The sequence below is a fragment of the Kitasatospora sp. Ki12 genome (assembly GCF_054601375.1).
In genome coordinates, this window is sequence record NZ_BAAIHT010000007.1 from 62,841 (window position 1) to 86,159 (window position 23,319).

31 protein-coding genes and 2 pseudogenes are annotated in these 23,319 nt (G+C 72.4%); 23 read left to right on the top strand and 10 right to left on the bottom strand.

From position 1 onward, the window contains the following. Nucleotides 1-65: 65 nt before the first annotated feature. The 4 genes from cspE to ACYP53_RS43325 form a co-directional block, all read right to left on the bottom strand. Nucleotides 66-275 carry a transcription antiterminator/RNA stability regulator CspE gene (cspE, locus tag ACYP53_RS43310; protein ID WP_117123100.1) on the bottom strand — a complete coding sequence of 70 codons (210 nt, stop codon included), beginning with the start codon at nt 273-275 and terminating at the stop codon, nt 66-68. A 165-nt stretch (nt 276-440) separates the two neighbouring features. Beyond that, nucleotides 441-1,826, bottom strand: a complete 1,386-nt coding sequence (locus ACYP53_RS43315; RefSeq protein ID WP_459651344.1) for an MFS transporter — start codon at nt 1,824-1,826, stop codon at nt 441-443. Nucleotides 1,827-2,171: 345 nt separating this feature from the next. Next, nucleotides 2,172-2,804, bottom strand: coding sequence for a TetR/AcrR family transcriptional regulator (locus tag ACYP53_RS43320; RefSeq protein ID WP_459651345.1), 633 nt, complete (start codon nt 2,802-2,804; stop codon nt 2,172-2,174). Between the two features lie 56 nt (nt 2,805-2,860). Continuing rightward, complete coding sequence (locus ACYP53_RS43325) at nt 2,861-3,823, bottom strand: quinone oxidoreductase family protein (RefSeq protein ID WP_459651346.1); 963 nt, start codon at nt 3,821-3,823, stop codon at nt 2,861-2,863. A gap of 140 nt (nt 3,824-3,963) precedes the next feature. Here ACYP53_RS43325 and ACYP53_RS43330 point away from each other — a divergent pair, with 140 nt between their 5' ends. The 5 genes from ACYP53_RS43330 (at nt 3,964) to ACYP53_RS43350 (ending at nt 7,617) form a co-directional block, all read left to right on the top strand. Then, nucleotides 3,964-4,455: an NUDIX hydrolase gene (locus tag ACYP53_RS43330; RefSeq protein WP_459651347.1), complete on the top strand. Its 492-nt coding sequence runs from the start codon at nt 3,964-3,966 to the stop codon at nt 4,453-4,455. 80 nt (nt 4,456-4,535) lie between these two features. Beyond that, nucleotides 4,536-4,931 carry a hypothetical protein gene (locus ACYP53_RS43335; protein WP_459651348.1) on the top strand — a complete coding sequence of 132 codons (396 nt, stop codon included), beginning with the start codon at nt 4,536-4,538 and terminating at the stop codon, nt 4,929-4,931. A gap of 55 nt (nt 4,932-4,986) precedes the next feature. Next, nucleotides 4,987-6,183, top strand: a complete 1,197-nt coding sequence (locus ACYP53_RS43340) for an erythromycin esterase family protein (protein ID WP_189924366.1) — start codon at nt 4,987-4,989, stop codon at nt 6,181-6,183. A 277-nt stretch (nt 6,184-6,460) separates the two neighbouring features. Continuing rightward, nucleotides 6,461-6,826 carry a hypothetical protein gene (locus tag ACYP53_RS43345; RefSeq protein ID WP_459651349.1) on the top strand — a complete coding sequence of 122 codons (366 nt, stop codon included), beginning with the start codon at nt 6,461-6,463 and terminating at the stop codon, nt 6,824-6,826. Beyond that, nucleotides 6,823-7,617 (top strand): alpha/beta fold hydrolase, encoded by a 795-nt coding sequence (locus ACYP53_RS43350; RefSeq protein ID WP_459651350.1) that lies wholly within the window; start codon nt 6,823-6,825, stop codon nt 7,615-7,617. Before ACYP53_RS43345 ends, ACYP53_RS43350 begins: the two co-directional genes overlap by 4 nt. Before the next feature lie 198 nt (nt 7,618-7,815). On the opposite strand, the gene ACYP53_RS43355 is transcribed toward ACYP53_RS43350, so the two are convergent. After that, complete coding sequence (locus ACYP53_RS43355) at nt 7,816-8,346, bottom strand: hypothetical protein (RefSeq protein WP_459651351.1); 531 nt, start codon at nt 8,344-8,346, stop codon at nt 7,816-7,818. Continuing rightward, nucleotides 8,318-8,962 carry a helix-turn-helix domain-containing protein gene (locus ACYP53_RS43360; protein WP_459651352.1) on the bottom strand — a complete coding sequence of 215 codons (645 nt, stop codon included), beginning with the start codon at nt 8,960-8,962 and terminating at the stop codon, nt 8,318-8,320. Before ACYP53_RS43360 ends, ACYP53_RS43355 begins: the two co-directional genes overlap by 29 nt. 186 nt (nt 8,963-9,148) lie before the next feature. On the opposite strand from ACYP53_RS43360, the gene ACYP53_RS43365 reads away from it, so the two are divergent. From ACYP53_RS43365 to ACYP53_RS43375, 3 genes are all read left to right on the top strand, one after another. After that, nucleotides 9,149-9,688 (top strand): NUDIX hydrolase, encoded by a 540-nt coding sequence (locus ACYP53_RS43365; RefSeq protein ID WP_189924372.1) that lies wholly within the window; start codon nt 9,149-9,151, stop codon nt 9,686-9,688. A gap of 61 nt (nt 9,689-9,749) precedes the next feature. Continuing rightward, nucleotides 9,750-10,616, top strand: a complete 867-nt coding sequence (locus ACYP53_RS43370) for a nucleotidyltransferase family protein (RefSeq protein ID WP_459651353.1) — start codon at nt 9,750-9,752, stop codon at nt 10,614-10,616. 15 nt (nt 10,617-10,631) lie between these two features. After that, entirely contained in the window at nt 10,632-11,564 is a 933-nt protein-coding gene (locus tag ACYP53_RS43375) for a phytanoyl-CoA dioxygenase family protein (RefSeq protein WP_459651354.1), read from the top strand. Here the strand turns inward: ACYP53_RS43375 and ACYP53_RS43380 are convergent. Beyond that, nucleotides 11,458-11,964: an NUDIX domain-containing protein gene (locus tag ACYP53_RS43380; protein ID WP_459651355.1), complete on the bottom strand. Its 507-nt coding sequence runs from the start codon at nt 11,962-11,964 to the stop codon at nt 11,458-11,460. The genes ACYP53_RS43375 and ACYP53_RS43380 overlap by 107 nt on opposite strands. Next, nucleotides 11,961-12,236 (bottom strand): hypothetical protein, encoded by a 276-nt coding sequence (locus tag ACYP53_RS43385; protein WP_459651356.1) that lies wholly within the window; start codon nt 12,234-12,236, stop codon nt 11,961-11,963. The genes ACYP53_RS43380 and ACYP53_RS43385 overlap by 4 nt, the downstream gene beginning before the upstream one ends. A gap of 138 nt (nt 12,237-12,374) precedes the next feature. On the opposite strand from ACYP53_RS43385, the gene ACYP53_RS43390 reads away from it, so the two are divergent. The 8 genes from ACYP53_RS43390 (at nt 12,375) to ACYP53_RS43425 (ending at nt 16,919) form a co-directional block, all read left to right on the top strand. After that, complete coding sequence (locus ACYP53_RS43390; RefSeq protein WP_189924378.1) at nt 12,375-13,205, top strand: helix-turn-helix domain-containing protein; 831 nt, start codon at nt 12,375-12,377, stop codon at nt 13,203-13,205. Further along, nucleotides 13,202-13,414 carry a DUF397 domain-containing protein gene (locus ACYP53_RS43395; RefSeq protein ID WP_189924380.1) on the top strand — a complete coding sequence of 71 codons (213 nt, stop codon included), beginning with the start codon at nt 13,202-13,204 and terminating at the stop codon, nt 13,412-13,414. The genes ACYP53_RS43390 and ACYP53_RS43395 overlap by 4 nt, the downstream gene beginning before the upstream one ends. Nucleotides 13,415-13,424: 10 nt before the next feature. Then, nucleotides 13,425-13,637, top strand: a complete 213-nt coding sequence (locus ACYP53_RS43400; protein ID WP_459651357.1) for a DUF397 domain-containing protein — start codon at nt 13,425-13,427, stop codon at nt 13,635-13,637. A 275-nt stretch (nt 13,638-13,912) separates the two neighbouring features. Further along, nucleotides 13,913-14,155 (top strand): hypothetical protein, encoded by a 243-nt coding sequence (locus ACYP53_RS43405; RefSeq protein WP_459651358.1) that lies wholly within the window; start codon nt 13,913-13,915, stop codon nt 14,153-14,155. Then, nucleotides 14,127-14,651, top strand: a complete 525-nt coding sequence (locus tag ACYP53_RS43410; protein ID WP_459651359.1) for a DUF6879 family protein — start codon at nt 14,127-14,129, stop codon at nt 14,649-14,651. The genes ACYP53_RS43405 and ACYP53_RS43410 overlap by 29 nt, the downstream gene beginning before the upstream one ends. A gap of 27 nt (nt 14,652-14,678) precedes the next feature. Then, entirely contained in the window at nt 14,679-15,527 is an 849-nt protein-coding gene (locus ACYP53_RS43415) for a helix-turn-helix domain-containing protein (RefSeq protein WP_189924388.1), read from the top strand. Nucleotides 15,528-15,645: 118 nt separating this feature from the next. After that, nucleotides 15,646-16,101 carry a glycine-rich domain-containing protein gene (locus ACYP53_RS43420; protein WP_189924390.1) on the top strand — a complete coding sequence of 152 codons (456 nt, stop codon included), beginning with the start codon at nt 15,646-15,648 and terminating at the stop codon, nt 16,099-16,101. A gap of 107 nt (nt 16,102-16,208) precedes the next feature. Continuing rightward, entirely contained in the window at nt 16,209-16,919 is a 711-nt protein-coding gene (locus ACYP53_RS43425) for a class I SAM-dependent methyltransferase (protein ID WP_459651360.1), read from the top strand. Nucleotides 16,920-16,999: 80 nt separating this feature from the next. On the opposite strand, the gene ACYP53_RS43430 is transcribed toward ACYP53_RS43425, so the two are convergent. After that, nucleotides 17,000-17,722 (bottom strand): heparin lyase I family protein, encoded by a 723-nt coding sequence (locus ACYP53_RS43430; RefSeq protein ID WP_189924400.1) that lies wholly within the window; start codon nt 17,720-17,722, stop codon nt 17,000-17,002. Nucleotides 17,723-17,849: 127 nt separating this feature from the next. After that, entirely contained in the window at nt 17,850-19,244 is a 1,395-nt protein-coding gene (locus ACYP53_RS43435) for a uracil-xanthine permease family protein (RefSeq protein ID WP_459651361.1), read from the bottom strand. Nucleotides 19,245-19,630: 386 nt separating this feature from the next. Between ACYP53_RS43435 and ACYP53_RS43440 the strand changes: the two are divergent. The 7 genes and pseudogenes from ACYP53_RS43440 to ACYP53_RS43470 all read left to right on the top strand — a co-directional run. Next, nucleotides 19,631-19,819, top strand: a pseudogene (locus tag ACYP53_RS43440) (AfsR/SARP family transcriptional regulator); the annotation flags it as partial. Further along, nucleotides 19,747-20,259 (top strand): annotated as a pseudogene (locus ACYP53_RS43445) (AfsR/SARP family transcriptional regulator); the annotation flags it as partial. The pseudogenes ACYP53_RS43440 and ACYP53_RS43445, both read left to right, overlap by 73 nt. Before the next feature lie 350 nt (nt 20,260-20,609). After that, complete coding sequence (locus tag ACYP53_RS43450) at nt 20,610-21,533, top strand: NB-ARC domain-containing protein (RefSeq protein WP_459651362.1); 924 nt, start codon at nt 20,610-20,612, stop codon at nt 21,531-21,533. A gap of 154 nt (nt 21,534-21,687) precedes the next feature. Then, nucleotides 21,688-21,975, top strand: a complete 288-nt coding sequence (locus ACYP53_RS43455) for a hypothetical protein (protein WP_459651363.1) — start codon at nt 21,688-21,690, stop codon at nt 21,973-21,975. Nucleotides 21,976-22,282: 307 nt separating this feature from the next. Then, the gene (locus ACYP53_RS43460; protein WP_459651364.1) at nt 22,283-22,423 is read left to right on the top strand and encodes a hypothetical protein; all 141 of its coding nucleotides are present in this window, start codon (nt 22,283-22,285) and stop codon (nt 22,421-22,423) included. Nucleotides 22,424-22,526: 103 nt separating this feature from the next. Further along, entirely contained in the window at nt 22,527-23,012 is a 486-nt protein-coding gene (locus ACYP53_RS43465) for a RipA family octameric membrane protein (RefSeq protein ID WP_189924406.1), read from the top strand. Beyond that, a complete protein-coding gene (locus ACYP53_RS43470; RefSeq protein ID WP_189924408.1) occupies nt 23,009-23,302 on the top strand; it encodes a DUF7701 domain-containing protein in 294 nt (97 codons plus the stop codon). The genes ACYP53_RS43465 and ACYP53_RS43470 overlap by 4 nt, the downstream gene beginning before the upstream one ends. The last annotated feature ends 17 nt before the right edge of the window (nt 23,303-23,319 follow it).

Below are 23,319 nucleotides of genomic sequence, written 5' to 3' on the forward strand. Positions count from 1 at the left end.
CCCGTCGGCTCCCCGGCCGCCCGCTTCCGCGACCGCCTGCTCAGGCCGGGACGGCGCGGTTCCGGTCAGACGGCGGTGACATTGACGGCGGCCGGGCCCTTTTGTCCGTCTTGAATCTCGAACTCGACGTTCTGGCCCTCGGCGAGGGTCTTGAAACCGTTGCCCTGGATCGCCGAGAAGTGGACGAACACGTCCTTACTGCCGTCCGCGGGGGTGATGAAGCCGAACCCCTTGCTCTCGTTGAACCACTTGACCTGGCCCTTTATCTTCGCCATCTGCTTCTCTCTTTGATCGAGTCCCGATATCCAGCCGTGAAGCGGCCGAGACTTCTTCGTCGTGCCCACGGAGTGGATCACGCAACCCTGGAACCACACCGACCTGTCAGCACGGCGCCGCCCGGGAGGTCCGGGCGGCGCCGTCGAGGCGTTATGCGGTGGCCGTCAGCGCACCGGCTGGGGGAGGCGCTGGGCGGGGACGGCGGGGGTGTGGGTCCGGGCGGAGGCGGCCGGGGCGGCGCCCAGGGCGGTGCCGCGGGTCTCCTCCGCCCACAGCACGCACACCAGCAGGCCCAGGGCCGTGGTGCCGGCGGCGATCAGCATGGTCGGGCCGGTGCCGAGCCCGGTCAGCGACAGCGGCAGCAGGTAGGTGCCGACGGCCGCGCCGATCCGGCTGACCGAGGTGGCCACGCCCACGGCGGTGGCCCGGATCTCGGTGGGGAACAGCTCGTTGGGGTAGGTCCAGTCGAGGACGTTGGGCCCGCCGCACAGGAAGGCGTACGCGCACAGCGCCAGCAGGGCGACCGCGGCGGGGGCGGTGGGCCACACGCCGAGCAGGGCCAGCGGCACGGTCATCAGGGCGAAGGACCAGATGATGACGGGGCGCCGGCCGCGGCTGTCGATCAGGCGCAGCGCCGGGTAGCAGCCGAGCAGGAAGACGAGGCTGATCAGGCCGGTGCCGAGGGTCTCCATCACGGTGCCGCCCGGCATGCCGAAGGAGGAGAGGATCTGCGGGCCGAAGGTGAGCATCGCGAACAGCGGGCCGACCTGGCAGAGGAAGAACAGGCCGCAGAACAGGGTGCGGCGCCGGTAGGGCTGGGTCATCAGCAGGCGCAGTCCGGCGGGGCGGCCGCGTTCGGCCGGGTCGGGCATCAGCTCGCGGCCGTCGACCCGTACCCCGAGGTGCTTCTCGACCACGCGCACCGCGTCGCCGACCCGCCCGTTGGCGGCGAGCCAGCGCGGCGACTCCGGCGAGCCGCGGCGGATCACCAGGAAGACCGCGCACAGCACCGTGGAGCTCGCCAGCATCCACCGCCAGCTGCCCGGCCCGGCCAGTTCCAGGAACAGGTAGCCCACCACGTAGGCGAGCACGGAGCCGGCGTACCAGGCCACGATCTGCTGGCCGAGCAGGCGGCCGCGCTGCTTGGCGGGCAGCCACTCGGCGAGCAGGGAGGTGGCGATGGGGTAGTCGGCGGCCACGGCCATGCCGAGCACGAAGCGCAGCAGGGTGATCGCCCACACCGCGTCGACCCAGAAGGAGAGCACCGAGCAGGCGACCATCACCAGCAGGTCGGCGGTGTACATCACCTCCCGGCCGATCCTGTCGGTCAGCACGCCGAAGAGCGCGCCGCCGACGAACATGCCGACCAGGGCGGCGGCGCCGATCAGGCTGACCTCGGCGGTGGACAGCCCGAGGTCGGGACGCATCCCGATCAGGGCGACGCCGACGATGCTGAGGATGTAGCCGTCCAGCAGCGGCCCGCCCGAGCAGGCGAGGGCCAGCCTGCGGTGGAAGGCGGTATACGGGGCGTTGTCGATCGTTTGGGACATGTGCTTGGGGTCCTCCGGAGCGTACGGCGGCGGGCGGGGCCCGCCCCCGTGCGCCGGGTAGACGGCGGGGGTACGACGCCGCCCACCTCGGGCGGCGCCACCGCCCGATCACACCGGGCGACCGTCCACGGTTGCCCGGGTCCGCCACCGTCACCACCGGGCCGAAGGTCGACCGGATTCATGACCTTGGTCCCGAAGCGGACGGGCCCTTGGCCTGTGCCGATCAACGGCTTGTCCAGTCCTGCCGGGGCCCGTCGCCGTCCGGGCGCCCGATCGCGCGGGGGGCGTGACCCTGGTCACTTCGGGGGCCTCAACCGGCCTTTATGTGTGGCCCGTGCCACATCGTCAGCCGTTCGCCGTCAGATCCGACCCTCGTCGGGCCGACCCGGGCCGGGCCGCGCGCAGCCGGGCGAGGGAGACGTCCAGGGCGGCCTCCAGGTGCGCGATCGAGCCGGTGGTCATCAGGATCAGCACCCCGCCCTGGACCCCGGCCAGCAGCGCCGCGGCCTCCTGCTCGGCGTCCAGGGCGGGGGAGACCTCGCCGGCGTCCTGGAGGTGGCGGATGCCGGCGGCGAGCTGGTCCTGCCAGCGGGCCAGCAGTTCGCCGGCCACCGTCCGGGCCGCGCCGGTGGCCGAGCCCAGCTCGGACAGGGCCACGTGCAGCGGGCAGTCCGAGCCCTGCGCGCGGTAGCGGGCGACGACCTTGTCGCGCCACCGCTGCCAGGCGTCCCAGGAGGTGAGGGAGCCGAGTTCGGGCTGCTGCTCGTCGAGGACCCGGTCCGCCTCGTGGCGGGCCACGGCCAGCAGCAGTTCGTCCTTGCCACCGGGGAAGTAGTGGAACAGCTGGCTCTTGCTGGTCGCGGTGCGGGCCATGACGTCCTCCAGGCGCAGCCCGAACACGCCCTCCTCGTGGATCTGCCCGGCGGCGCCCTCGACGATGCGCCGCCTGGTTGCGGCGCCCTTGCGGGTCAGCGGCACGTGCCCTCCCGGTGCTGGTGGTCGGGTCCGATCCTCGCGCACTGCGCCCCGTCCGGTCACGGGAGGAGGAGCAGCTTGCCGGTGGTACGGCGGGACTCCAGGTCGGCGTGCGCCCGGGCCGCCTCGGCGAGCGGGTAGCGGCCGGTGATCAGGGGGGTCAGCCGCCCGTCCCGGACCAGGCCGAACACCTCGCCGGCGCGCCGCACCAGGGCCTCGCGGGTGGCGACGTGGTGGTGCACCACCGGGTAGGTGAGCAGGATGCTGTTGGGCAGGTCGGTGGGCCGCAGGGTCGGCACGCCCATGAACGGCCCGTAGTAGGCGTGGACCCCGTGCGGGCGCAGGGCCAGCTGCGAGGAGGCGAAGGTGTCGGCGCCGCCGCCGTCGTAGACGACGTCGGCCCCGCGGCCGCCGGTCAACTCCCGTACCGGTTCCTCGAAACCGGCGCCGGAGTGCACCAGTACGTGGTCGGCACCGGCCCGGCGGGCGGCGTCGGCCTTCTCCGGGCGGGAGACCAGGCCGATCACGTTCCCGCCGCGGGCCTTGACCAGCTGGGTGAGCAGCAGCCCCACCCCGCCCGCCGCCGCGTGCACCACGGCCGTGTCGCCCGGGCCGACCGGGTAGGTCTCGGTGCTCAGGTGATTCGCCGTCAGGCCCTGCATCAGCAGGCCGCCCGCGACCTCGTCCGGCACGTCGTCGTCCACCTTGACCAGCGAGGCGGCCGGGACGGCGAGCAACTCGGCGTAGCTGCCCGGGTGGTAGAACCAGGCGACCCGGTCGCCGACCGCCAGGTCCCACACCCCCGGCCCCAGGGCGGTGACGTACCCCATCCCCTCGGCGCCCAGGACCGTCGGCGCCGCCCAACCGCCCGTGCCCTGCGAACGGGCGCCGACGTCCATGTAGTTCACCCCGGCGGCGCCCAGGCGCACCAGCGCCTCGCCGGGGCCGGGCACCGGGTCCGGCAGCTCGGTCCACCGCATGACCTCGGGGCCGCCGTGCTCCTCGATCCGGATCGCGTACATGGGGTGACCGCCTTCCTGTGCGGGCTCGTTCGGGAGGGAACGAACAGCACGGTAGGCAGCCGAAATTGGACCCACAAGTCCAGAAAGCCGGTGCGGCGGCGGAGGCGAGAACGCTGGCGGGTCGTGCGATCGTTGGTGCCGTGGGTGAACTCGTGGAGCGAGTGGACGATCAGGACCGGGTGCTGGGGGTGGTGGACCGGGGCGAGGCCATCCGTCGGGGCTGGCTGCACCGGGTGGCGACGACGGTCTGCCGCGACCGGCAGGGGCGGGTGCTGGTCCACCGGCGGCCCGAGAACCTGTCCCGGTTCCCCGGCCAGCACGAGGTGATGTTCGGCGGGGCCGTGGGCGTGGGCGAGTCCTATGAGCAGGCGGCGGCCCGGGAGTTGACCGAGGAGCTGGGCGTCCGGGTGCCGGTGCGCCTCCTGTTCACGTTCCTGTGCCGGGGTGTGATCGCCCCGTACTGGCTCGGCGTGCACGAGGCCGTGATCACGGGCGAGGTGACGCCCGACCCGGGGGAGGTCGCCTGGCACGGCTGGCTGACGGAGGCGGAGCTGCGGGAGGCCGTGCGGCGGTGGCGCTTCGTCCCGGACGGGCAGGAGGCGTTCGGCCGCTACCTCACCCACCCGCGGTGACTCGCGCTGACCGCACGGGTTCCGCCGGGCCCGGATCAATTCGGTCGAGACGGGGCCGGCGGCCCCAGTAGCCTCGCCCTGTGACGGAACAGACGGAACAGACGGAACAGACGGAACAGACGGAACATGAGCGGTACGCCCTGTACCGGGAAGACGCGAAGCTGCTGGCGCAGATCGGGGATCACGTCCACGCCCAGGTCGGCCGTGTCACGGTGCGACTGCCCAGGGCGGTGGCCCAGGCCGCGATGGACGCCTGGGAGCGGGACGACTCGGACGGCGAACTCGGCGAGGAGACCCGCGAGCAGTACGAGGCACGGGACCAGGCCGGAAACCTGGCGCTGATCGGCCTGGCGATCTCGGATGACGGCCGCTGGGAGGGCGACGAGGTCGTCGTCGACCTGCATGTCGCCTCCGCGGGGGCGGCCTGGCTCAGTTACGCCGAAGCCGCGGGGACGGCCTACCGGGTGCAGGAGTAGCCGGCGATCGTTGCCGCTTGACCTCAAGTCAGCTTGAGGTACAAGACTGAGCGGCATGCCGAACGACACCGCACCCCTGCACCACCCCGCCCCTTCGAACACTGACCACACCCTGGCCCTCCCGCTGTCCGACACCGTGCTCGACCAGATCGCCGCACACCTGGCCGCCGGGGCGACGGTGATCGGCCTCGGGGAGTCCACGCGCTTCTCCCGGGAGACCTTCGGGGTACGGGACCAGCTGTTCCGCCGGCTGGTCCGCGACCACGGCTTCCGCGCGCTGGCCGTCCAGGACAGCGCGGGCGCCGCCGCGGCCCTCGACGCGTACGTGGGCGGTGACGGGGGCTCCGCCGCGTCCGCGCTGGACGGCGCCTGGCGGCCGTGGCGCACCGAGGAGATGGCCGGCGCCCTGGAGTGGATCCGGGCGTTCAACCGCGACCACGCGGACGACCCCGTCCGGATCTTCGGCGTGAAGCCGGCCCAGGCCGCGCCCGACGACTACGACGCCGTCCTGGCCCACGTCCGCGCGTCGGCACCGGAGCGGCTCGCGCAGCTGGCGGCCCACCTGGACCCCATCCGCACCGCCCACCAGATCGACGAGCACGTGCAGCGGGCGCGGGGAGTCCACCCGGGACGGCCGTTCGCCGAACACGCCCGCGACGCACTCGCGTTGGTCGAGTCCCTGGCGGGTCCCGGCGCCGAGGACGTGGTCGCGAGGATGCGCCTGATCGTCGACTTCCACGAGCACAGCGTCGCCGGGCGCGGCAGCTTCGCGGGCGACGCCGAGGTGGGCGCCGACATCGTCGGAGACTTCCAGCACACGACCGGCCTGCGCACCGTGTACTGGGACGGCATCGCCCACACCTCGGCGACCGAGACGGTGCTGGGCCTGGCCCCCGAACGCGGCCCGCAGACCACCGCCGGCACCCTGCTGCGCAAGCGCTACGGCACGCAGTACGTCTCCGCCGCGATCGGCTTCCACCACGGCGACCTCGGCGTCGCCGTCCTCCCGGCCCCGGGCGCGGACCTGGTCGACGCCAGGCTCGGCGAAGCCGGCCTGCCCGCCCACTGGCTGGACCTGCGCCACGACGACGTCCGCGGCCAGTGGGACGGCCCGGCGAAGGCCCGCGTCATCAGCGGCGTCTACACCCCGGACCGCGACGCCGCCGAACACCTGGCCGTCGCCTCCCTGGCCGACGCCTTCGACGTCCTCATCCACATCCGCGAGGTCACCCCGGTGCACCGGCTCCCGTGAGCCCGGCGAGGGCACCCATCACCGCGGGCCCGGACCGTTCGCGGTCCGGGCCCGATGTCCCACGCCCGTCGTCTGCCGGCAGTCCATGTGCCATGGGGCGTCACCCACGGCCGGAACGCCGTGGCGTGCCGTCAGTGACGTTCGGCGATGTTCGGCGGCGACCCCTTCGGGCGCCGCCGCCGTTCTGCGCTGGATCCGATGACGATCTCCGGCCGGCGACCAGGTTCGCGGATCAATTCGGTCGAGACGGGTCCGGCGCTCCCAGTAGCCTCGCCCCGTGACGGAACATGAGCGGTACGCCCTGTACCGGGAAGAAGCGAAGGTACTGGCGGAGATCGGGGACCACGTCCACGCCCAGGTCGGGAAGGTCACGGTGCGGCTGCCCCGGGCGGTGGCCCAGGCCGCGGTGGACGCCTGGGAGCGGGACGACTCGGACGGCGAGCTCGGCGAGGAGACCCGTGAGCAGTACGAGGTGCGGGACCACGCCGGCAACCTGGCGCTGATCGGCCTCGCGATCTCGGACGGCGGCCGCTGGGAGGGCGAGGAGGTCGCCGTCGACCTGCACGTCCACTCCGCGGGGGCGGCCTGGCTCGCGTACGCCGAAGCCGCGGGGCCGGACTACCGGGTGCCGGAGCAGTCATGACGCACGCGATCACACCGGACGGCGTCCGCATCGCCTACCAGTTCCACCACGGCCAGGGGGCGCCGCTGGTCCTGCTGGCCGGCCAGGCCAACAACCACCACTGGTGGGACGCGGTCCGCGCCGACTTCCACCCCGCCCGCAGCACCCTCACGCTCGACTACCGCGGCACCGGCGACAGCGACAAGCCCGACACCCCCCACAGCACCGGACTCTTCGCCGAGGACGTCATCGCCGTCCTCGACGACCTCGGCATCGACCGGGCCGACGTCTACGGCACGTCCATGGGCGGACGGGTCGCCCAGCACCTCGCGGCCCGCCACCCGCACCGGGTCGGCGCCCTGGTCCTCGGCTGCACCTCACCCGGTGGCCCGCACGGTGTCGAACGCGGCAACGACGTCCGCCGGGCCCTGGCGCAATCCCAGCCCGGCGCCGCCCGGCAGGCCCTGCTGGACCTGATGTACACCCCGGGATGGCTCGACGCCCACCCTGGCCCGCACCACACCCTCGGCGACCCCGACATGCCCGCCCACGCCCGGCGCCACCACCTCGTGGCCAGCAACCGGCACGACGCCTGGGACCTCCTGCCGCAGATCGGCGCGCCCACCCTGGTCGTCCACGGAGGCGACGACCTGCTCAACCCCGCCGCCAACGCGCCCCTGCTCGCCGACCGCATCCCCGGCGCCCGGCTGCACCTGATCCCCGGAGCCCGGCACGCGTACTTCGAGGAGTTCCGCGCCCAGGCCGGGCCCCTCGTCCTGGACTTCCTGACGACGGCCCCGAGCAGGCTGTAGGTGCTCTTGCTGGTCCCGGTCAGCCGACCGGGACCGGGACCCCGCGCACGAGGAGGGGGACGCCGGCGCCGTGCTCCCAGGCGTCCCAGGCGTCCTCGACGCGGCGGTACTGGTGGTCCGTCATGACCGTGCGCAGCTTGGCCTGCGGCGCCCAGTGCAGGGCGCGAACCTTCCGGCCTGACCGTGTTCGGTGATTCGTCACCGGGCCGTCAGCGCACCGGCGGCGTGACGCATGTCGGCGAGAGCGGAGGCCAGCCGGGTGGAGCCGACGGTGGCCGCGAGCGCGGCCGCCTGGGCGGCGTGGTGGTCGGCTTCGGCGCGATCGCCTTGCCGATAGAGCACAGTTGCCAGGCGCGTGGTGGCCATCGCCCGCACCCGGGCCTGGGAGGTGTCGGCCTCGGCGGCCCGACGCAGGTCGGCGACGACCTGGGGGTTGTCGCGGCCGGTGGCGGCGGAGAGCAGGTAGAGGGCGAAGCCGGTGTCGCTGCCGAGCTTGGCGACGGTGATGGTGGTCGTCCATGGTGGACCCGAGGCGAGATCGGTGACGCGCTCGTAGGCGCGTTCGGCGGCCAGCAGGTGCCGGGCCGCCTGCCGCTCGTCCCCACCCAGAGCGTGGGCCTGGGCGCGGACGGCGGCGAGCATCGCCCGGGCCGCGGCGGGCAGGCGACCGTCCACCTGCCCGGCCAGGAGCAGGGCTTGGTCACAGCAGGCCGGTGTCGCCGTGCTCACGGCCGGCGGTCAGACCGAGCCGGAACAGTGGGCGGGCTTCGTCGTGCAGACCGGCGTCGAAGCTCGACCAGGCAGTCAGGTTGGCCAGGCGGGTGATCGCGCCGAGCAGTGCGGTGCGCACGGCGGGGGTGGTCGACGCCGAGGTGAGGTCGATGGCGGCGCGCAGCTCTCGCAGTGCGAAGTCGCGCACGGCCCGCCCACCGGATCGGCGATCCCAGCGCTCCAGCACGCCGATGCGCTCGGCGATCGTGGTGACGTCTGCCCTGCGCAGGCGGGAGAGCGGTCTGGCCGGCGGCAACAGGCCGGCCAGCGCGGCGGCGAGGGCGTCTCGGCGGTTCGAGGGACTCACCTCATCGGGGTGATCGTGGTGGTGGACCTGCTTGGGAACCAGACCCAGTTCGGCTGCCGTTCCCGCCTTCAGGACCAGGCAGAGGGCCTGCCGGTAGTGCCCGTGCGGCCAAGTGATGAGGCCACGTTCTATGCGGGAGACATAGCCGGCGTCAAACGGCGATTCCCGCCCGGCCACCGTCTCGACCAGCCCCCGGACCTGTTCGGCGACCTGGCCCTGTGTCAGGCCCAGCGCAAGCCGCGCGTGCCTGAACAGCGCGTTCGCCATGAAACCCCACCCCCAACTCTCGGTGCAGGGAGAGAATCCAGCGTATCGAGCGGTCTGCGAACTGCCCACCGATCTGCCCTGTCCCCATCACCCGATCAGGTGGTCTCCTGGATGCGCCCCGCCTGCCGACGGGCACCGGCTCCGGCGCAGAAACTACCGGCCGGGCCAGGGCCGTACAGTCTGGCCATGACCGACACCACCGCGCCGTGGCGCGAGATCGAACGCGCCACCGTCTTCAGCAAGTTCGGCCGGTCCGTCGACCGGGTCGACTTCGAGTTGCCCGACGGACGGAAGGAGGAGTTCTACCTCAAGCGTGAGCGTCCGGCCGGCGCGGTGCTCGCGCTCACCCCCGACCGACGCGTCATCCTCGCCCGCCAGTACCGGCCGGGCCCCGACCGCGTGCTGTACGAACTGCCGGGCGGCTTCCTCGAACCCGGCGAAGAGGCGGCGGACGCCATCGCCCGGGAACTGCTGGAAGAGACCGGCTACCAGGGCCGGATCCACCCCGCCGGACCGTACTGGCACGACGCCTACTCCAACGCCCTGCGCTTCGCATTCCTCGCCACCGACTGCGTCGAGGTCGCCGAACCGCAGCCGGAACGCACCGAGTTCATCGATGTCGTCACCCTCACCCTGGACGAGTTCCGCACCCGCGTGCTCCGCCGGGGCGAGCTGACCGACACCGCCGCGGCCTACCGCGCCCTGGACATGCTGAACCTCCTGTAGCCCGGGAGACGGCGGGCGGGCCGGGCCCGACACCCCACGCTCACCCACCCGGGAGGACGCCATGGCCGAACGGAGCACCACCGACACCCGCCCCGCCGACTGGTACACCAGCACCCTCGTCTCCCTGCCCGCCCGGGCCGTCGCCCTGGTCCTGGCCGGTGGCAAGGGCAGCCGCCTGCGCGCCTGCGACGACCCCGAGCTGCACCGCACCCCGAAGGTCCTGGTGCCGATCGACACCCCCACCGGCCGCACTCCCATGCTCGGCCACGCCCTCACCCAGCTCACCGCCGTGGGCTTCCGCCACATCGCGGTGCTCACCAGTACCGACCCCGCCAGCGGAGCCCAGGACGTCGAGACCTACGCCCTCACCCACTCGGCCCGGCAGGCGGAGCTGACCATCCACCGCGAGGACCACCCGCTCGGCACCGCCGGAGCCGCCTACGCCGCGCTGGCCCACCTGCCCGACACCTCGATTGCTGTGGTCCTGCCCGCCGACACGCTCTTTCCCACCGCCCTGCTGCCCGCCGCCGTCGCCACGCACCGCTCCCGCCAGGCGGTGGTGACCTGGACCGTCACCACCGCGCCCGGCCGCTGCGCGCAGAACGCGGGCCGGCTCTTCCTCGACCCCGGCTGCCGGTTCGTCGTCCACGCGCTGGAGGGTGTGGACGTCACGCTGCCCACCGGCAGCCGACAGGGCTTGCGACAGGCCACCAGTACCGGTGCCGTCATCCTCACCCCCGGCCCGTTCCGGGCTCTGTTCGAGGAATACGTCCAGCGCCAGACTCAGCCGGACGAGGCGGACCTGTACCGGCAGTTCATGCCCTGGGTCATCAGCCAGGGGCACCCCGTCAGCGCCCACGACATCCGCACCGCAGCCCCCGACCTCGGTACCCCCGACCGGCTGGCCGCGTTCGGCCGCACCGCCTGAAGGAGACCGGCCACTGTGTCCATCACCTGCCGGCCCGCGCTGACCGAACAGCAGGCCCGCCACTTCCGCGACCTCGGCTACCTGCGGCTGCCCGACCCCGGCCTGCCTCGCGGTCTCCTGGCCGCTGTCGCCGAGGTCATCCGTACCCGTGCTGCCCGCCTGCCCGCCGGGCAGACCAAGGTCTACCGGCTCTACCAGCACGACCGGGCCCTGCTGCACCGCCTCGTCGCCCACCCCGCCCTCACCGCACCGCTGACCGCGCTGCTCGGCCCGAACGTGGTCTACGTCCTCAACCGCCACAACCAGGGCTCGCTGAACGCCCCCGGTGCCCAGGAGGTCCGACTGCACCGCGACATCCTCCAACCCACCCGCGGTCTACTCACCGCCGTCGTGTACTTCGAGGACGCCGGCGTGGAGACCGGCTGCACCTGGATCGTCCCCGGCTCCCACCGCGCCCCCTATGTCGGCGTCCCACAGCCCGGTGGCGGCGGCACCTGGATGGACGAGCACCCCGAACTGGCCGACCTCGTCGACCAGGCCCTCCCCGTTCCCGTCCCCGTCGGCGGGGTGCTGCTCTTCGACGCCTGCGTCTTCCACACCGTCGGCCCGAACACCGGCGTGAGAACCCGCACCGGCGCGGTCCTCGGCTACCGCAGCGCGGACGAACTCGACGCCAACCCCGACCCGACCCGACAGATCGTCGTCGCCGGGACCCAGCTCTACCGGGGCAACGACGGCCGGGCAGCGGCGAGTTCGGCGGAGTCTGAGCCGGAGCCCGACCTGAAGGCCCGGACCGTTCGCGGTCCGGGCTCGCGGGCGTCGTCGCCGGTTGAGGTCCCGGTCAGCCGACCGGGACCGGGACGCCCCGGACGAGGAGGGGGACGCCGGCGCCGTGCTCCCAGGCGTCCCAGGCGTCCTCGACGCGGCGGTACTGGTCGTCCGTCATGACCCGGCGCAGCTTGGCCTGGGGCGCCCAGTGCAGGGCGCGGACGTCCTGGGGTGGTTGGTGCGGTCGGACGGCTCCGGCCTGCCGAGAGGTGACCACCCCGCCGGCGTACACGAAGTCCAGGCTCTCGGGGAGTTCGGCGGCGGGGGAGTAGTCGACCGTGAGGATGGTTCGGAGGGGCAGGACGAGCCCGGTCTGCGTTTCGAGGTGACGCCGGGCGGCGAGGTGGGGGAGCTCGTTCTGCTCGGCGCTGCCGCCGGGCAGGGTCAGCCCGTCGTGGTGGACGGAATCGACCAGGAGGACGAAGAAGTCGCCCGACCCTCCGGGGTCCTCTCGCAGGACGAGGGCCTGCTGGCCCGACCGCCGGCCGGGGGGCTTGCTGCTGAAGAGGGCCTTGCTCAACTCTGCTCCAGATGTGAGGAATTGCTGTCGGAGGGCAAAGGCCACCCGTCGAACGGCCGGCGACGCGACGTCCCGCAGGTCCCCGGTGCGAACTCCCGGGGCTCCAGCGGCCGGATCGAGGAGAGCTCGACCCGCCGCAGGGGGCCGCTCGCCCCCAGCGGCCGGAGAACCGCCTTGCCGAACTCGACGTCGACGAAGACGCTCTCGTGGCGGCTGAAGTCCCGTACCACCTCGTGGAGTTGGAAGAAGGAGGGGTCCTGCGCGTCAGGCATGGGGGCTCCACGGGTAGCACTGTGCTTCCGGTGAATTACCGGGTGTAGCCATGGTGGCGTGGTTGCCCCTACTATCGGAAGGCGTTCCCACTTGACAGTTTCCCGTTGTGGTATTCGCTTGGCGTCGGAGGCCTGACGATGCGTGAGTCTCAGCTGGATCCATCGGCTTCGCCCCTCAAGGCGTTTGGGGCCCAACTGCGCAGGTTGCGCAAGGCGGCGGGCCTGACGCAGACCCAACTCGGCAAGCGGACGGTGCTGAGTGATAGTCAGATTTCGAACCTCGAAAGAGGGACGCGCAATCCCACACTCGACTGGGTCCGTGTCGCTGACGGGGCCCTGGATGCCAGTGGATCGCTGGAACTGACGTACTGGAGTCTCAGCGGCTCGTCCTTGCTGGAAGGGTTTCCCGAGTATGCGCAGCAAGAGGCACGAGCTCAGGGGATCTCCCACTTCGAGCTGGGCATCGTGCCTGGCCTGATGCAGACGATGGAGTACGCCGCCGCCTTTGCACACGCGGCCGTACGACGCGGCAGCATCACCGAGGAGCAGGCGGCGGATCGACTCGACTTCCTGGCCACACGCCAGAAGCTTCTTGGCCAGAAGTCGGCGCCGCGCCTGCACTTCGTCCTGGACGAGGGGGCCCTCCTGCGAAAGGTGGGAGGGCCCAAGGTCATGGCGCGGCAGTTGGCGCATCTTGAAGACCTTGCGAGCCGTCCGAACATCACCATCCAGGTGGCGCCGTTCTCGCTGGCAGAGGAACTGCCGTTCACCATGGTTGTCACGCTGTTGACCATGACGGATCGAACACTCCTGGCATACTCGGAGTGCCAGTTGCGTGGCTTCCTCGCGCGAGACGCCGAGACTGCTCAGGCTTGGGAGCGGGACTTCCGTCAGCTCCAGGTGGAAGCGCTGTCGAAGGCCGCGTCACTGGAGAAGATCCGCAAGCAAGGCGTGAGAGGAACGTCATGATTCCCCGTGTAGACCTGGCCGACGCCCAGTGGTTCAAGTCCTCCTACAGCAACAACGGCGGTACTTGCGTCGAGGTCACCGCCGACTTCGCCGGCCTGGCCCCCGTCCGTGACTCGAAGGACCCTCAGGGGCCTGCCCTCGTCTTCCCGATCGAAGAGTGGGCGTCGTTTGTCGCTGCTGTCCGTGGCGGCGAGTTCGGCGAGGTCTGAGAGGAGCGTCATGGCGGATCGTGTGGACCTGGCCAGCGCTGCGTGGTTCAGGAGTAGCTACAGCAACAACGGTGGTGACTGCATCGAGGTAACCGCAGACTTCCCCGGTCTGGCGCCGGTCCGTGACTCCAAGGACCCCCAGGGCCCGGCTCTCCTCTTCCCCTCTGCAGCCTGGGAGTCGTTCGTCGCGGCTGCCCGCGGTGGCGAGTTCGGCGACATCTGAACCCAGACATGCCGCAGGCCCGGACCGCCCCCACATGCGGTCCGGGCCTGCGGCTGGTGCGGGGGCCTATGAGCCGGCGGTGGCGGCTTCCAGGGTGGTGGCCATCACCGGGCCGGTGAAGGTGTTCGTCGTCGGCGTGCCCACAGCGTGTGCGACACGTGCTCGGTGTCCCACTTCTGCAGCCGGATATGCCGTGATGGGGGGTCTTGACGGTGGTCGCTCAGTCGTGGAACGTCTGGCAAATCCGCGCAATCAGCTTGCGAGAGGGAGTCGGCATGGCACTACGGTTGATCGGGATAGACCCCAACACGGGGGACGACGAGTGCCCGACCGTCTGGTACGACGACGAAGCTGACGAGATCGTCGTGCAGGGCTGGAAGGCCGCCGAGAACCTGCGCGCCAAGTGCCTGGAGACCGGCAGCATCCCCAGCACGGAGGATGTGGTCCGGCTGCCGGCGCGGATGGTGCCGATCTTGAGGAAGGCGTGCGATGCCGCAGAAGGTGCCGAGGTTCGCTGAGCAGCTGGCCGCCGCCCGATCCAGCGCAGTCCATTTGGAGATGCGCGACTCCTACAGCGTGGCCAAGGAGATCGGGGCATTCGCGGCGTGGCGGGACGGCTTCCGCCACGACCCTGACGACCGGGTGTCCTGGTGGCGGCCGTGGCTGACACTGATCGAGGAGACCGTCACCCGGGGCGTCGAGATCAGGCGCGTCCGGATCGTGTCCGAGCCGGTGTCGGAGTACATCCGGTTCGAGCACTCCGGCACCTTCACCAACATCGCCGCGGGCGAGCGGATCCGGTGGCTGCCCCGGAGGCAGGCGTCGGACATCGCCTTGCCGGGTAACGACTTCTGGTTGTTCGACGGCGAGTTGGTGCGGTTCAACCACTTCACAGGTGACGGGGAGTCCGCCGGGCCGTCCTTCAGCGACGACCCCGCAGTCGCCGGCCTGTGCGCCACCGCGTTCGAGACGGCCTGGGAGCGGGCCGTGCCGCACGAGAAGTACGCCGTCTGATTACGTAGGCACTGGCCAACAGCATCGATGTCGATCTCCCCGTCCTCCGGCGCCCAGGCTGCCCGTCTGGCCCTCGCCGCGCGCCTCGGCGAGCTGATGCGCGACGCCGGCCTGAAGGGCGGGGAACTGTCGGCCCGCTGCGGCTGGCATCCGGCCAAGACCTCCCGAATCCTCAACGCCAAGGTCGCCCCGTCGGACTCCGACGTCCGAGCCTGGTGTCGAGCCTGTGGAGCCGACGACCAGGCGGCCGACCTGGTCGCCTCGAACAGGGCCGCGGACTCCCTGTACGTCGAGTGGCGGCGGATCACTCGCACGGGCCTGCGCCGGGCACAGGAAGCCCGGGTACCGCTCTACACCCGAACCCGCCACTTCCGCGCCTACTCTTCCCGCGTAGTCCCCGGTGCCCTGCAGACCAGGGAGTACGCCGGCGCCCTGCTGCGCATTGTGGCCGACGTCCGCCAGACCCCGGACGATGTGGAAGCCGCCGTCGAGGCCCGGCTCGCCCGTTCCGGCGTCGTCTTCGGAGGAGGGCGCCGGTTCGTCGCGGTCATCGAGGAGTCCGTCCTGCGGTACCGGATCGGCGACGACGAGGTGATGGCCGGGCAGCTCGGCCATCTGCTCGGGGTCATGTCGATGCCGTCGGTGTCGCTGGGCGTCATCCCGTTCACGGCTGCCCGCACCATGTGGCCGACCGAGACCTTCAACCTCTTCGACGACCGGCAGGCCGGGGTGGAGCTGTTGTCGGCCCAGGTCACCGTGACCGCGCCCAGCGATCTGGCCCTCTACGCACGGACGTTCGCCCGTTTCGCCGAGCTGGCCGTGCACGGCGGCGCCGCTCGCGCACTGATCACCGCAGCGATCGAAGCGCTGGGGTGAAGGGCCCGCAATTCTTCGCAACTTCCTTGATGCGCAAAGGGGTTGGTCCGTAGTTTTTCACAGTGGCGCCGGGCAGTGCCCGGCACCACCAGGTGCCCCAACAGCAGTCGGAGGAACCATGGCAACCGCAGTTGCACCCACCGACCCGATCGTCGGCCCGCTCCGGAACGTTCGCGACCACATCCCCACCGATCTGTGGGACAAGCAGGTCAACCTGCTGATGCGCGACTACCCCTACGACTCCGTCATGGCCACCCGCGTCCTCGGCCAGGGCTACGCCTACCTGCTGACCGCGATGGCCCATCGCGGCGAACACCTGAGCCTCGGCCCCAGCTCGCTGGTGGACATCGGCGTCCACACGATCATCCTGGACACCGTCGCCTACGCCGAGCTGTGCCGGACCCACAACGAGGGCCACTTCCTGCACCACGTGCCGGCCGTCGAGTTCAAGAACGACGGCACCGTCCTGCGCACCGCCCGGCTCATCGCCGCCGACGGCTGGGACGTGGACCTTCCGCTGTGGGCCGACGCCGCCAACTGCAGCCCCTGCCACCCCGGCAACGACTCGCACTGATCGGCTAGTTGCGGTGGTCCCGGCTGGGCCGGGACCACCGCAACACGGACGGGTGCGGTTCACCCGAATCCCTACGCCCGGGTGCACCGGGCACCAGGATGGCCCGGGTGAAGACCACCTCCCCCGCCCAAGGCGCCGAGCCAGACCTCTGGCACCACTACGGCCGCACCCGCGCCGACACCGACCGGACCGTCCCCGACTCCTTCTCCTGGGTCTGGGCCCAGGACGGCGGACCGGGGGCCGAGGTACTGGGTGACCTCACCGATCTCGTCGTGGCCGACCTCGGCGCGGGCGCAGCCCGACACGCCGCCCACCTCGTCGCCCACCAGGCCCCGGCCCGGGTCGACGCCATCGATGCCTCCTCCGCCCAGCACGCGATGGCATGCAGCCTCTACGGCTGTCTCGCGCCGCGCCTGCGCCCACTGCACGCCGACGCGATCGAGCACCTGGACGCGTATCCGGACGAGTACGACGTCCTCTACTCGGTGTTCGGCAGCCTCTGCTTTGCCGACCCCCACCGGCTGCTTTCCGTCGCCGCCCGTTCCCTGCGTCCCGGCGGACTTCTCGTCGCCTCCACCCTGGGGTGCTACGTCGGTGGAGCGCCCGCCGAGCCGGACGTCCGGCACGCCGACATCCCGGCCCGTACCTCGGACGGCACTCCGACAACGATGCGCCGCTGGGTCCTCCAAGAGCACGTCTGGACGAAGCTGCTGGACGAGGCTGGGTTCACGGAGATCAGTATCGACCGGCTCCCCTCCACTACTTCGGGTTCACGCTCGGCCGACACGTTGCTCGTCCAGGCCTATCGGCAGGGGTGAGGACCCGGGCGCGACCTCTGAAAAAGCCTCAGGCCCGGACCGCCCCCACAAGCGGTCCGAGCCTGAGGTGGTGCGGGGGCCTACGAGCCGGCGGTGGCCGCCTCAAGGGTCGTCGCCATCACCGGGCTGGTGAAGGTGTTCGTCGCGTCCGCCGTGGACTCGTGGTACGAGCCCCACTTGAGGTAGTTCCGGTCGCCGTCCCAGGTGGTGCCCTTGAAGGTGCCGGAGCCGGTGGTGAAGGTCTGCTTCTTGCCGTCGAACCAGAAGTCGATCGTTCCGTCGGTCCGGCCCAGGCGGATCTTCAGCGCGTACGAGTGCCACTGGCCGTTCGTCGTCGGCGCGGTCCACAGGGTGTGCGACACGTGCTCGGTGTCCCACTCCTGCAGCCGGATGCGGCCGTTGGTGGCGTCGATCTCGATCGGGTGGTTGGCCGTGTCGGTGCTCGGCGAGCACTTCAGCTGGAAGACGTACCGGCTGTTGTCGTCCTTGATGTCGACCTTGGACGACCACCCCAGGTAGAACGTGTCGCCGTTCTTCAGGTCGGGGCCGACCGTCTCGCAGCGCTCCTCGCCGGCCGCCTGGTACGCCCGCCACACCTTGCCCTTGGCCGCGTCGTTGACGACCTTGAAGTTGCCCGAGGCGCACTGCACGGAGGGGAAGGAGGACGGGCCCTTGCTCGTGCTCGGGGTCCACAGGACCTGGCCCGCCGCGCTGCTGGGGGTCACGGAGGCCCAGGAGAGGGCGAGTACGGCGGTGGCCACGCCCCCGTAGGTGAGCTTGCGGCGGTCGGACAGCAGGGACATGCCTCTCCCGAGGTCGAAATGGGCTGCGACGTGGGCTTACGCAGCGATTCGACCATCCGTCGGGCTTTCAAACCAGGCGGAAACACCGGCGGAAGTAATCCTGCGACCACTTCCGCCGGTGCCCCCGTCAGCTCCCGGTGCCGGTCCCGGCCTGCTCGTCGTACGAGGAGGTGCCCTCGTCCAGCAGCGGCTCCTGGGTCTTGAGGTGGGCCGGGGCCAGTGCCCGCAGCGCGTGGTAGCCGGTGATGACGACGAGGGTGCCCAGCGCGATGCCGCTGAGGCTGAAGGTGTCGGTGAACTTGAGCGTCACGTTGCCGATGCCGATGATGATGCCCGCCGCGGCCGGCACCAGGTTGAGCGGGTTGCGCAGGTCGACCCCGGACTTGGTCCAGATCTGCGCGCCGAGCAGGCCGATCATGCCGTACAGGATGACGGTGATGCCGCCGAGCACCCCGCCGGGGATGGCGGCCACGATGGCGCCGAACTTGGGGCAGAGGCCGAAGAGCAGGGCGAAGCCGGCGGCGGCCCAGTACGCGGCGGTGGAGTAGACCCGGGTGGCGGCCATGACGCCGATGTTCTCCGAGTACGTGGTGTTCGGCGGGCCGCCGACGGCGGTGGAGAGGATGGAGGCGACGCCGTCCGCGGAGATCGCGGTGCCGAGCTTGTCGTCCAGGTCGGCGCCGGTCATCTCGCCGACGGCCTTGACGTGCCCGGCGTTCTCGGCGACCAGCGCGATCACCACGGGCAGCGCGACCAGGATCGCGGACCACTGGAAGGACGGGCCGTGCAGGGTGGGCAGGCCGACCCAGTCGGCCTTGCCGACGCCGGACAGGTCCAGCCGCCAGTGGTCGGTCAGGTGCCCGCTCGCGTCCACCGAGTGGATCTTCCCGAAGACCCGGTCGAACAGCCAGGAGATCCCGTACCCGAAGACCAGCCCCAGGAAAATCGCCACCCGCGACCAGAAGCCGCGCAGGCCGACCACGGCCAGCCCGGTGAAGAACATCACGAGCAGCGCCGTCCACTGGTCCTGCGGCCAGTACGTCGAGGCGGTGACCGGGGCCAGGTTGAAGCCGATCAGCATGACGACCGCGCCGGTGACGATCGGCGGCATCGCCGCGTGGATGATCCGCGCCCCGAACCGCTGGACGGCGACGCCCACCAGGAACAGCGCCACGCCCACCACGAGCACCGCGCCGGTGACGGTGGCGCTGGTGCCGCCCTGCGCCCGGATCACCGCGGCGACGCCCACGAAGGACAGCGAGCATCCCAGGTAGCTGGGCACCCGGCCGCGGGTGGCCAGCAGGAAGATCACGGTGGCGACGCCGGACATCATGATCGCGAGGTTGGGGTCGAGCCCCATCAGCACGGGCGCGACGAAGCTCGCCCCGAACATCGCCACCACGTGCTGGGCGCCGAGTCCTACGGTGCGGGGCCAGGAGAGCCGTTCGTCGGGGCGGACGACCGCCCCCGGTTCGGGCGTGCGCCCGTCACCGTGCAGCTTCCAGCGCACGCCGAGATCCATGATGGGGTCTGCTTTCTGTACTTCCGAAGATCGGTCCGCACCATTCTGGTGGCCGCCGCGGGTTCCGCCGAATCCGTCCGCGTTTCGGCGGCGCGTTCCAGGTGTCCGGCATCCGCCCTGGTCAGGGCCTGCTCGGGCGTTCCACCGTTCCGGATCGCCGGTGATCCCTGGCGGCCGGTACGGTCCACGGCGCAAGCTCTGGGCCAAGGGCCGCGGACCGGTCGGCGGTGCGGTGGGCGAAGCCGTGGTACCCGGCCGTCATCCGGTGGCCACCTTGGCGTCACCCGGGCGACATCCCGTGATCGCCGAGTCGCCTACTGTCATATGCTTGTCACGTTGAATGAGGGCGGGTCTTGGATTTCCGACTGCTGGGATCGGTGGCCGCGGTGGCCGCGGACGGCCGGGAACTCCCGGTAGGGTCCGCCAAACGGCGCAGCCTGCTGGCCATGCTGCTGCTCAACCCCGGCGCACCCGTCACCGTCGACCGGCTCACCGAGACCCTGTGGGACGAGGAACCGCCCCGGCACTCGCGCACCGTCATCCACAACCACGTCTCCGGCCTGCGCGCCCTGCTCGCCGCCCACGGCGCGCCCGACGGCGGCGTCGAACTGGTCACCGACGGCGGCGCCTACCTGCTGCGGGTGCCCGACCTCGCCGTGGACACCGACCGCTTCGAACGCCTGCTGCGCTCCGCCGGACGACGCCCGACGCCGCCGAGGCCGTCACGGCGCTCCAGGAGGCGCTCGCGCTGTGGCGCGGCCCCGCGCTGGCCGGCACCGCGCCCAGCGTCCCGCTGCAGTGCGCCGCGCACGCCCTGGAGGAGCTGCGGCTCGCCGCCGTGGAGGAGCTGGCCCGCGCCCACGGCCGGCTCGGCGACCACGGCGCCGCGGCCGGCGTGCTGTCCACCGAGGCCACCATGAACCCGCTGCGCGAGCCGCTGGTGGCCGCGCTCGTCCTGGCGCTCGGCCGGGCCGGGCGGCGCTCGGAGGCGCTGGACTGGTTCCACCGCACCCGCCGGGCCCTGGCCGAGGAACTGGGCATCGACCCGGGCCCCGACCTCGTCGAGGCCTACGACTTCCTGCTGCACACCCCCGCCGCGCCGCCGCGCCGCTCCGACCGGGTCCCGCCGCCGCGGGTGGCCACCGTCGGCGGGCTGTCCTCCGTCCCCGACTCGCACCCCGCGTCCGGAGCGGCCCCCGTCCCTGGGGCCGCCGGCGCACCGGTCGCGCCGCCCACACCCGTACCGCCCGCCCGCCCGCCGCGCACCGCGCCCTGGCCCTTCCCCGGCGCCCGCGCGGCTTCTCCGGCCGCGAGGACGAACTGGCCGCGCTCGACCGCGCCGCCGCCGGACCCGGCGCGATCGCCGTGGTCACCGGCGGCGCCGGGATCGGCAAGACCACCCTCGCCCTGTACTGGGCCCACCGCCGCCAGGACGACTTCCCCGACGGCCGACTCTTCGTCGACCTGTGCGGCCACAGCCCGCTGCCGGAACGTTCCACCCCCGCCGTGCTGCGCGAACTGCTGCTCGGCCTGGGCCTGCCCGCCGAGCAGATGCCCGCCACCCCCGAGGCGCTGGCCGCCCGCTACCGGGAACTGACCGCCGACCGCCGGATGCTCATCGTCCTGGACAACGCCCGCCGCTCCGACCAGGTCCGCCCGCTGCTGCCCGACGGCGAGGACTGCGTCACCCTGGTCACCAGCCGCGACCGGCTCGGCGGCCTGGTCGCCTCCGACGCCGCCCGCCCCGTCCCGCTCGCCGAACTCTCGCCCCCGCAGGCCGTCACCCTGCTCGCCGCCACCCTCGGCGCCGACCTGGTCGCCGCCGAACCCGAGGCCGCCGCCCGGCTGGCCTGCCTGTGCGACGGGCTGCCGCTCGCCCTGCGCCTGGCCGCCGCCCGGGTCGCCACCGGACCGGCCCGCGACCTCGCCCTGCTCGCCGACGAACTCGCCGACGAACAGAGCCGGCTGGACCTCCTGGAGATCGAGGACACCAGCGTCGCCGCCACCCTCGCCCTCACCGTCCAGCACCTGTCCGAACCCGCCCGCCGGATGTTCCACCGCCTCGCGCCCACACCGGCACCACCCTCGACAGCCGCACCGCCGCCGCGCTCGCCGACTGCCGCCCCGCCGAGGCCGCCACGGCGCTCGGCCAGCTCGCCACCGCCCACCTGCTCGTCGAGATCGGCCGCGACGCCTACACCCTGCACGACCTCGTCCGCCTCTACGCCCGCAGCCTGCCCGGCGACATCGACGACCAGGTGCTGCCGCGCCTGCTCGACCACCTGCTGAACACCCTCGTCGCCGCCTGCGACGCCGCCGAACCCGGCAGCGAACCCTGCTGCGCCCTGCCGCCCGCACCCGGCCCGCCGACGTCCGCCCCTTCCCGGACCGGGCGAGCGCCCTCGCCTGGTACGCCGCCGAACGGGACACCCTGCGCGGCGCGGTGGACGCGGCGGTCGCGGCCGGGCTGCACGACCGCGCCTGGCGCCTGGTCCTGCTGCAGTGGCCGCTGATCGTCTGGCAGGTCAGGGACGGCTGGGTGCCGCTGCTCGAACACGGCCTGGCCGCCGCCGAGGCCGACCACGACCCCGCCGCCCAGTCCCGCGCCCGCGCCCTGCTCGGCTGGGTCCTGCTGGAGGAGGGCCGCCACGAACAGGCCCTCGTCCACCTGGAACGCGCCCCCGACCTCGCCGCCCGGGCCGGGGACGGCGCCGCGCAGGCCGTCGCCTGATGAACCTGGCCGTCGCCCTCGGCCGCTACGGCCGCAACGCGCGGGTACGCGGCCTGCTGGTGCGCGCCCTCTCCCTCGCGGAGCGGGCCGACCGCGCCGACCTGGCCGCCCTCGCCCGCCAGCACCTCGCCCACGCCTGCCTCGCCGACGGCATGCCCGAGGAGGCCGCCCACCACGCCGCCCGCGGCCTGGCGCTGGCCGAACCGCCTTCCCCGCCGCCCGCCGGGTCCTGCTGCAGACCCTCTACGGCCGCGCCCTCGCCGCCACCGGCCACCCGGAGGAGGCCGCCCGCCACCTCGACGCCGCCGTGCGCACCGCCCGCGCCCACCAGTACGAGGACGGCGAGGCGGGCGCCCTGGCGGCCCTGGCCGCGCTGCAGGGCCTCCCGACCGCGACGGCGACGGCCTCGGCGGGCGCCACGGCGAGCGCCTCCGCACCCGGCCGGTAGAACCACGCCCCCACCGGGAACATGACGCTCCATCAGCGCAGGCGGGGGCGCCACCGTGCCCGAACGGTTCGTCCCCGCCGCCCGCCCGCCCGAGGGAGCAGCGATGACCGTCCCGCCGGAGCCGACCCGCCAGAACGAACTGCTGGAGCTCTACAAACTCGCCGTGGAGATGGCCGACCGCGTCTCGGCCCGCCGGGGCACCGCCAACACCTTCTTCCTGTCCGTGCAGACCGCCCTGGTCACCCTCATCGGATTCGGCATACCCAGGCTCTCCGAGTCCCCGTGGTGGGTGGCGACCGCCGTCGCGCTGGCCGGCATCACCCTCTCCGTCGCCTGGTGGATGCAGCTGCGCAGCTACCGCGACCTCAACGCCGCCAAGTTCAAGGTCATCAACGCCCTGGAGGCGGACCTCGCCGCGCGGATCTACACCGACGAGTGGGACACCCTCAGGAGCGCCTCCCGCCGGGGCCGCTGGCACAAGCACTACACCGAACTCGGCACCAGCGAGCGGGCCGTGCCGGTGGTCTTCGCGGCAGCCCACCTGATCCTGCTCACCGGCACCCTCGTCACCGGCACACTGGCCGTATGAGCCACCTCGACCCCATCGCCGAACTCATCCGCGACTGCCTGCCCACGGAGGCCAGACCCCCCGCGGGCTCCGACGACCTCTTCCGCATCTACGCCGTCCTGCTCCAGGCCAAGGGCGAGGCGGTCACCGACGAGGACGTCCACAACGCCTGGACCGCCTGGACCCAGGCCACCGACGACACCCACCGGGCCCTGGTGCCCTTCGCCGAACTCGACGCCCCCACCCGCGCCCTGGACGCCCCCTACACCCGCGCCATCCGCACCGCGGCCCGCAAGCTCCACCAGCGCTAGCCGGCTTCGCGGCTCGC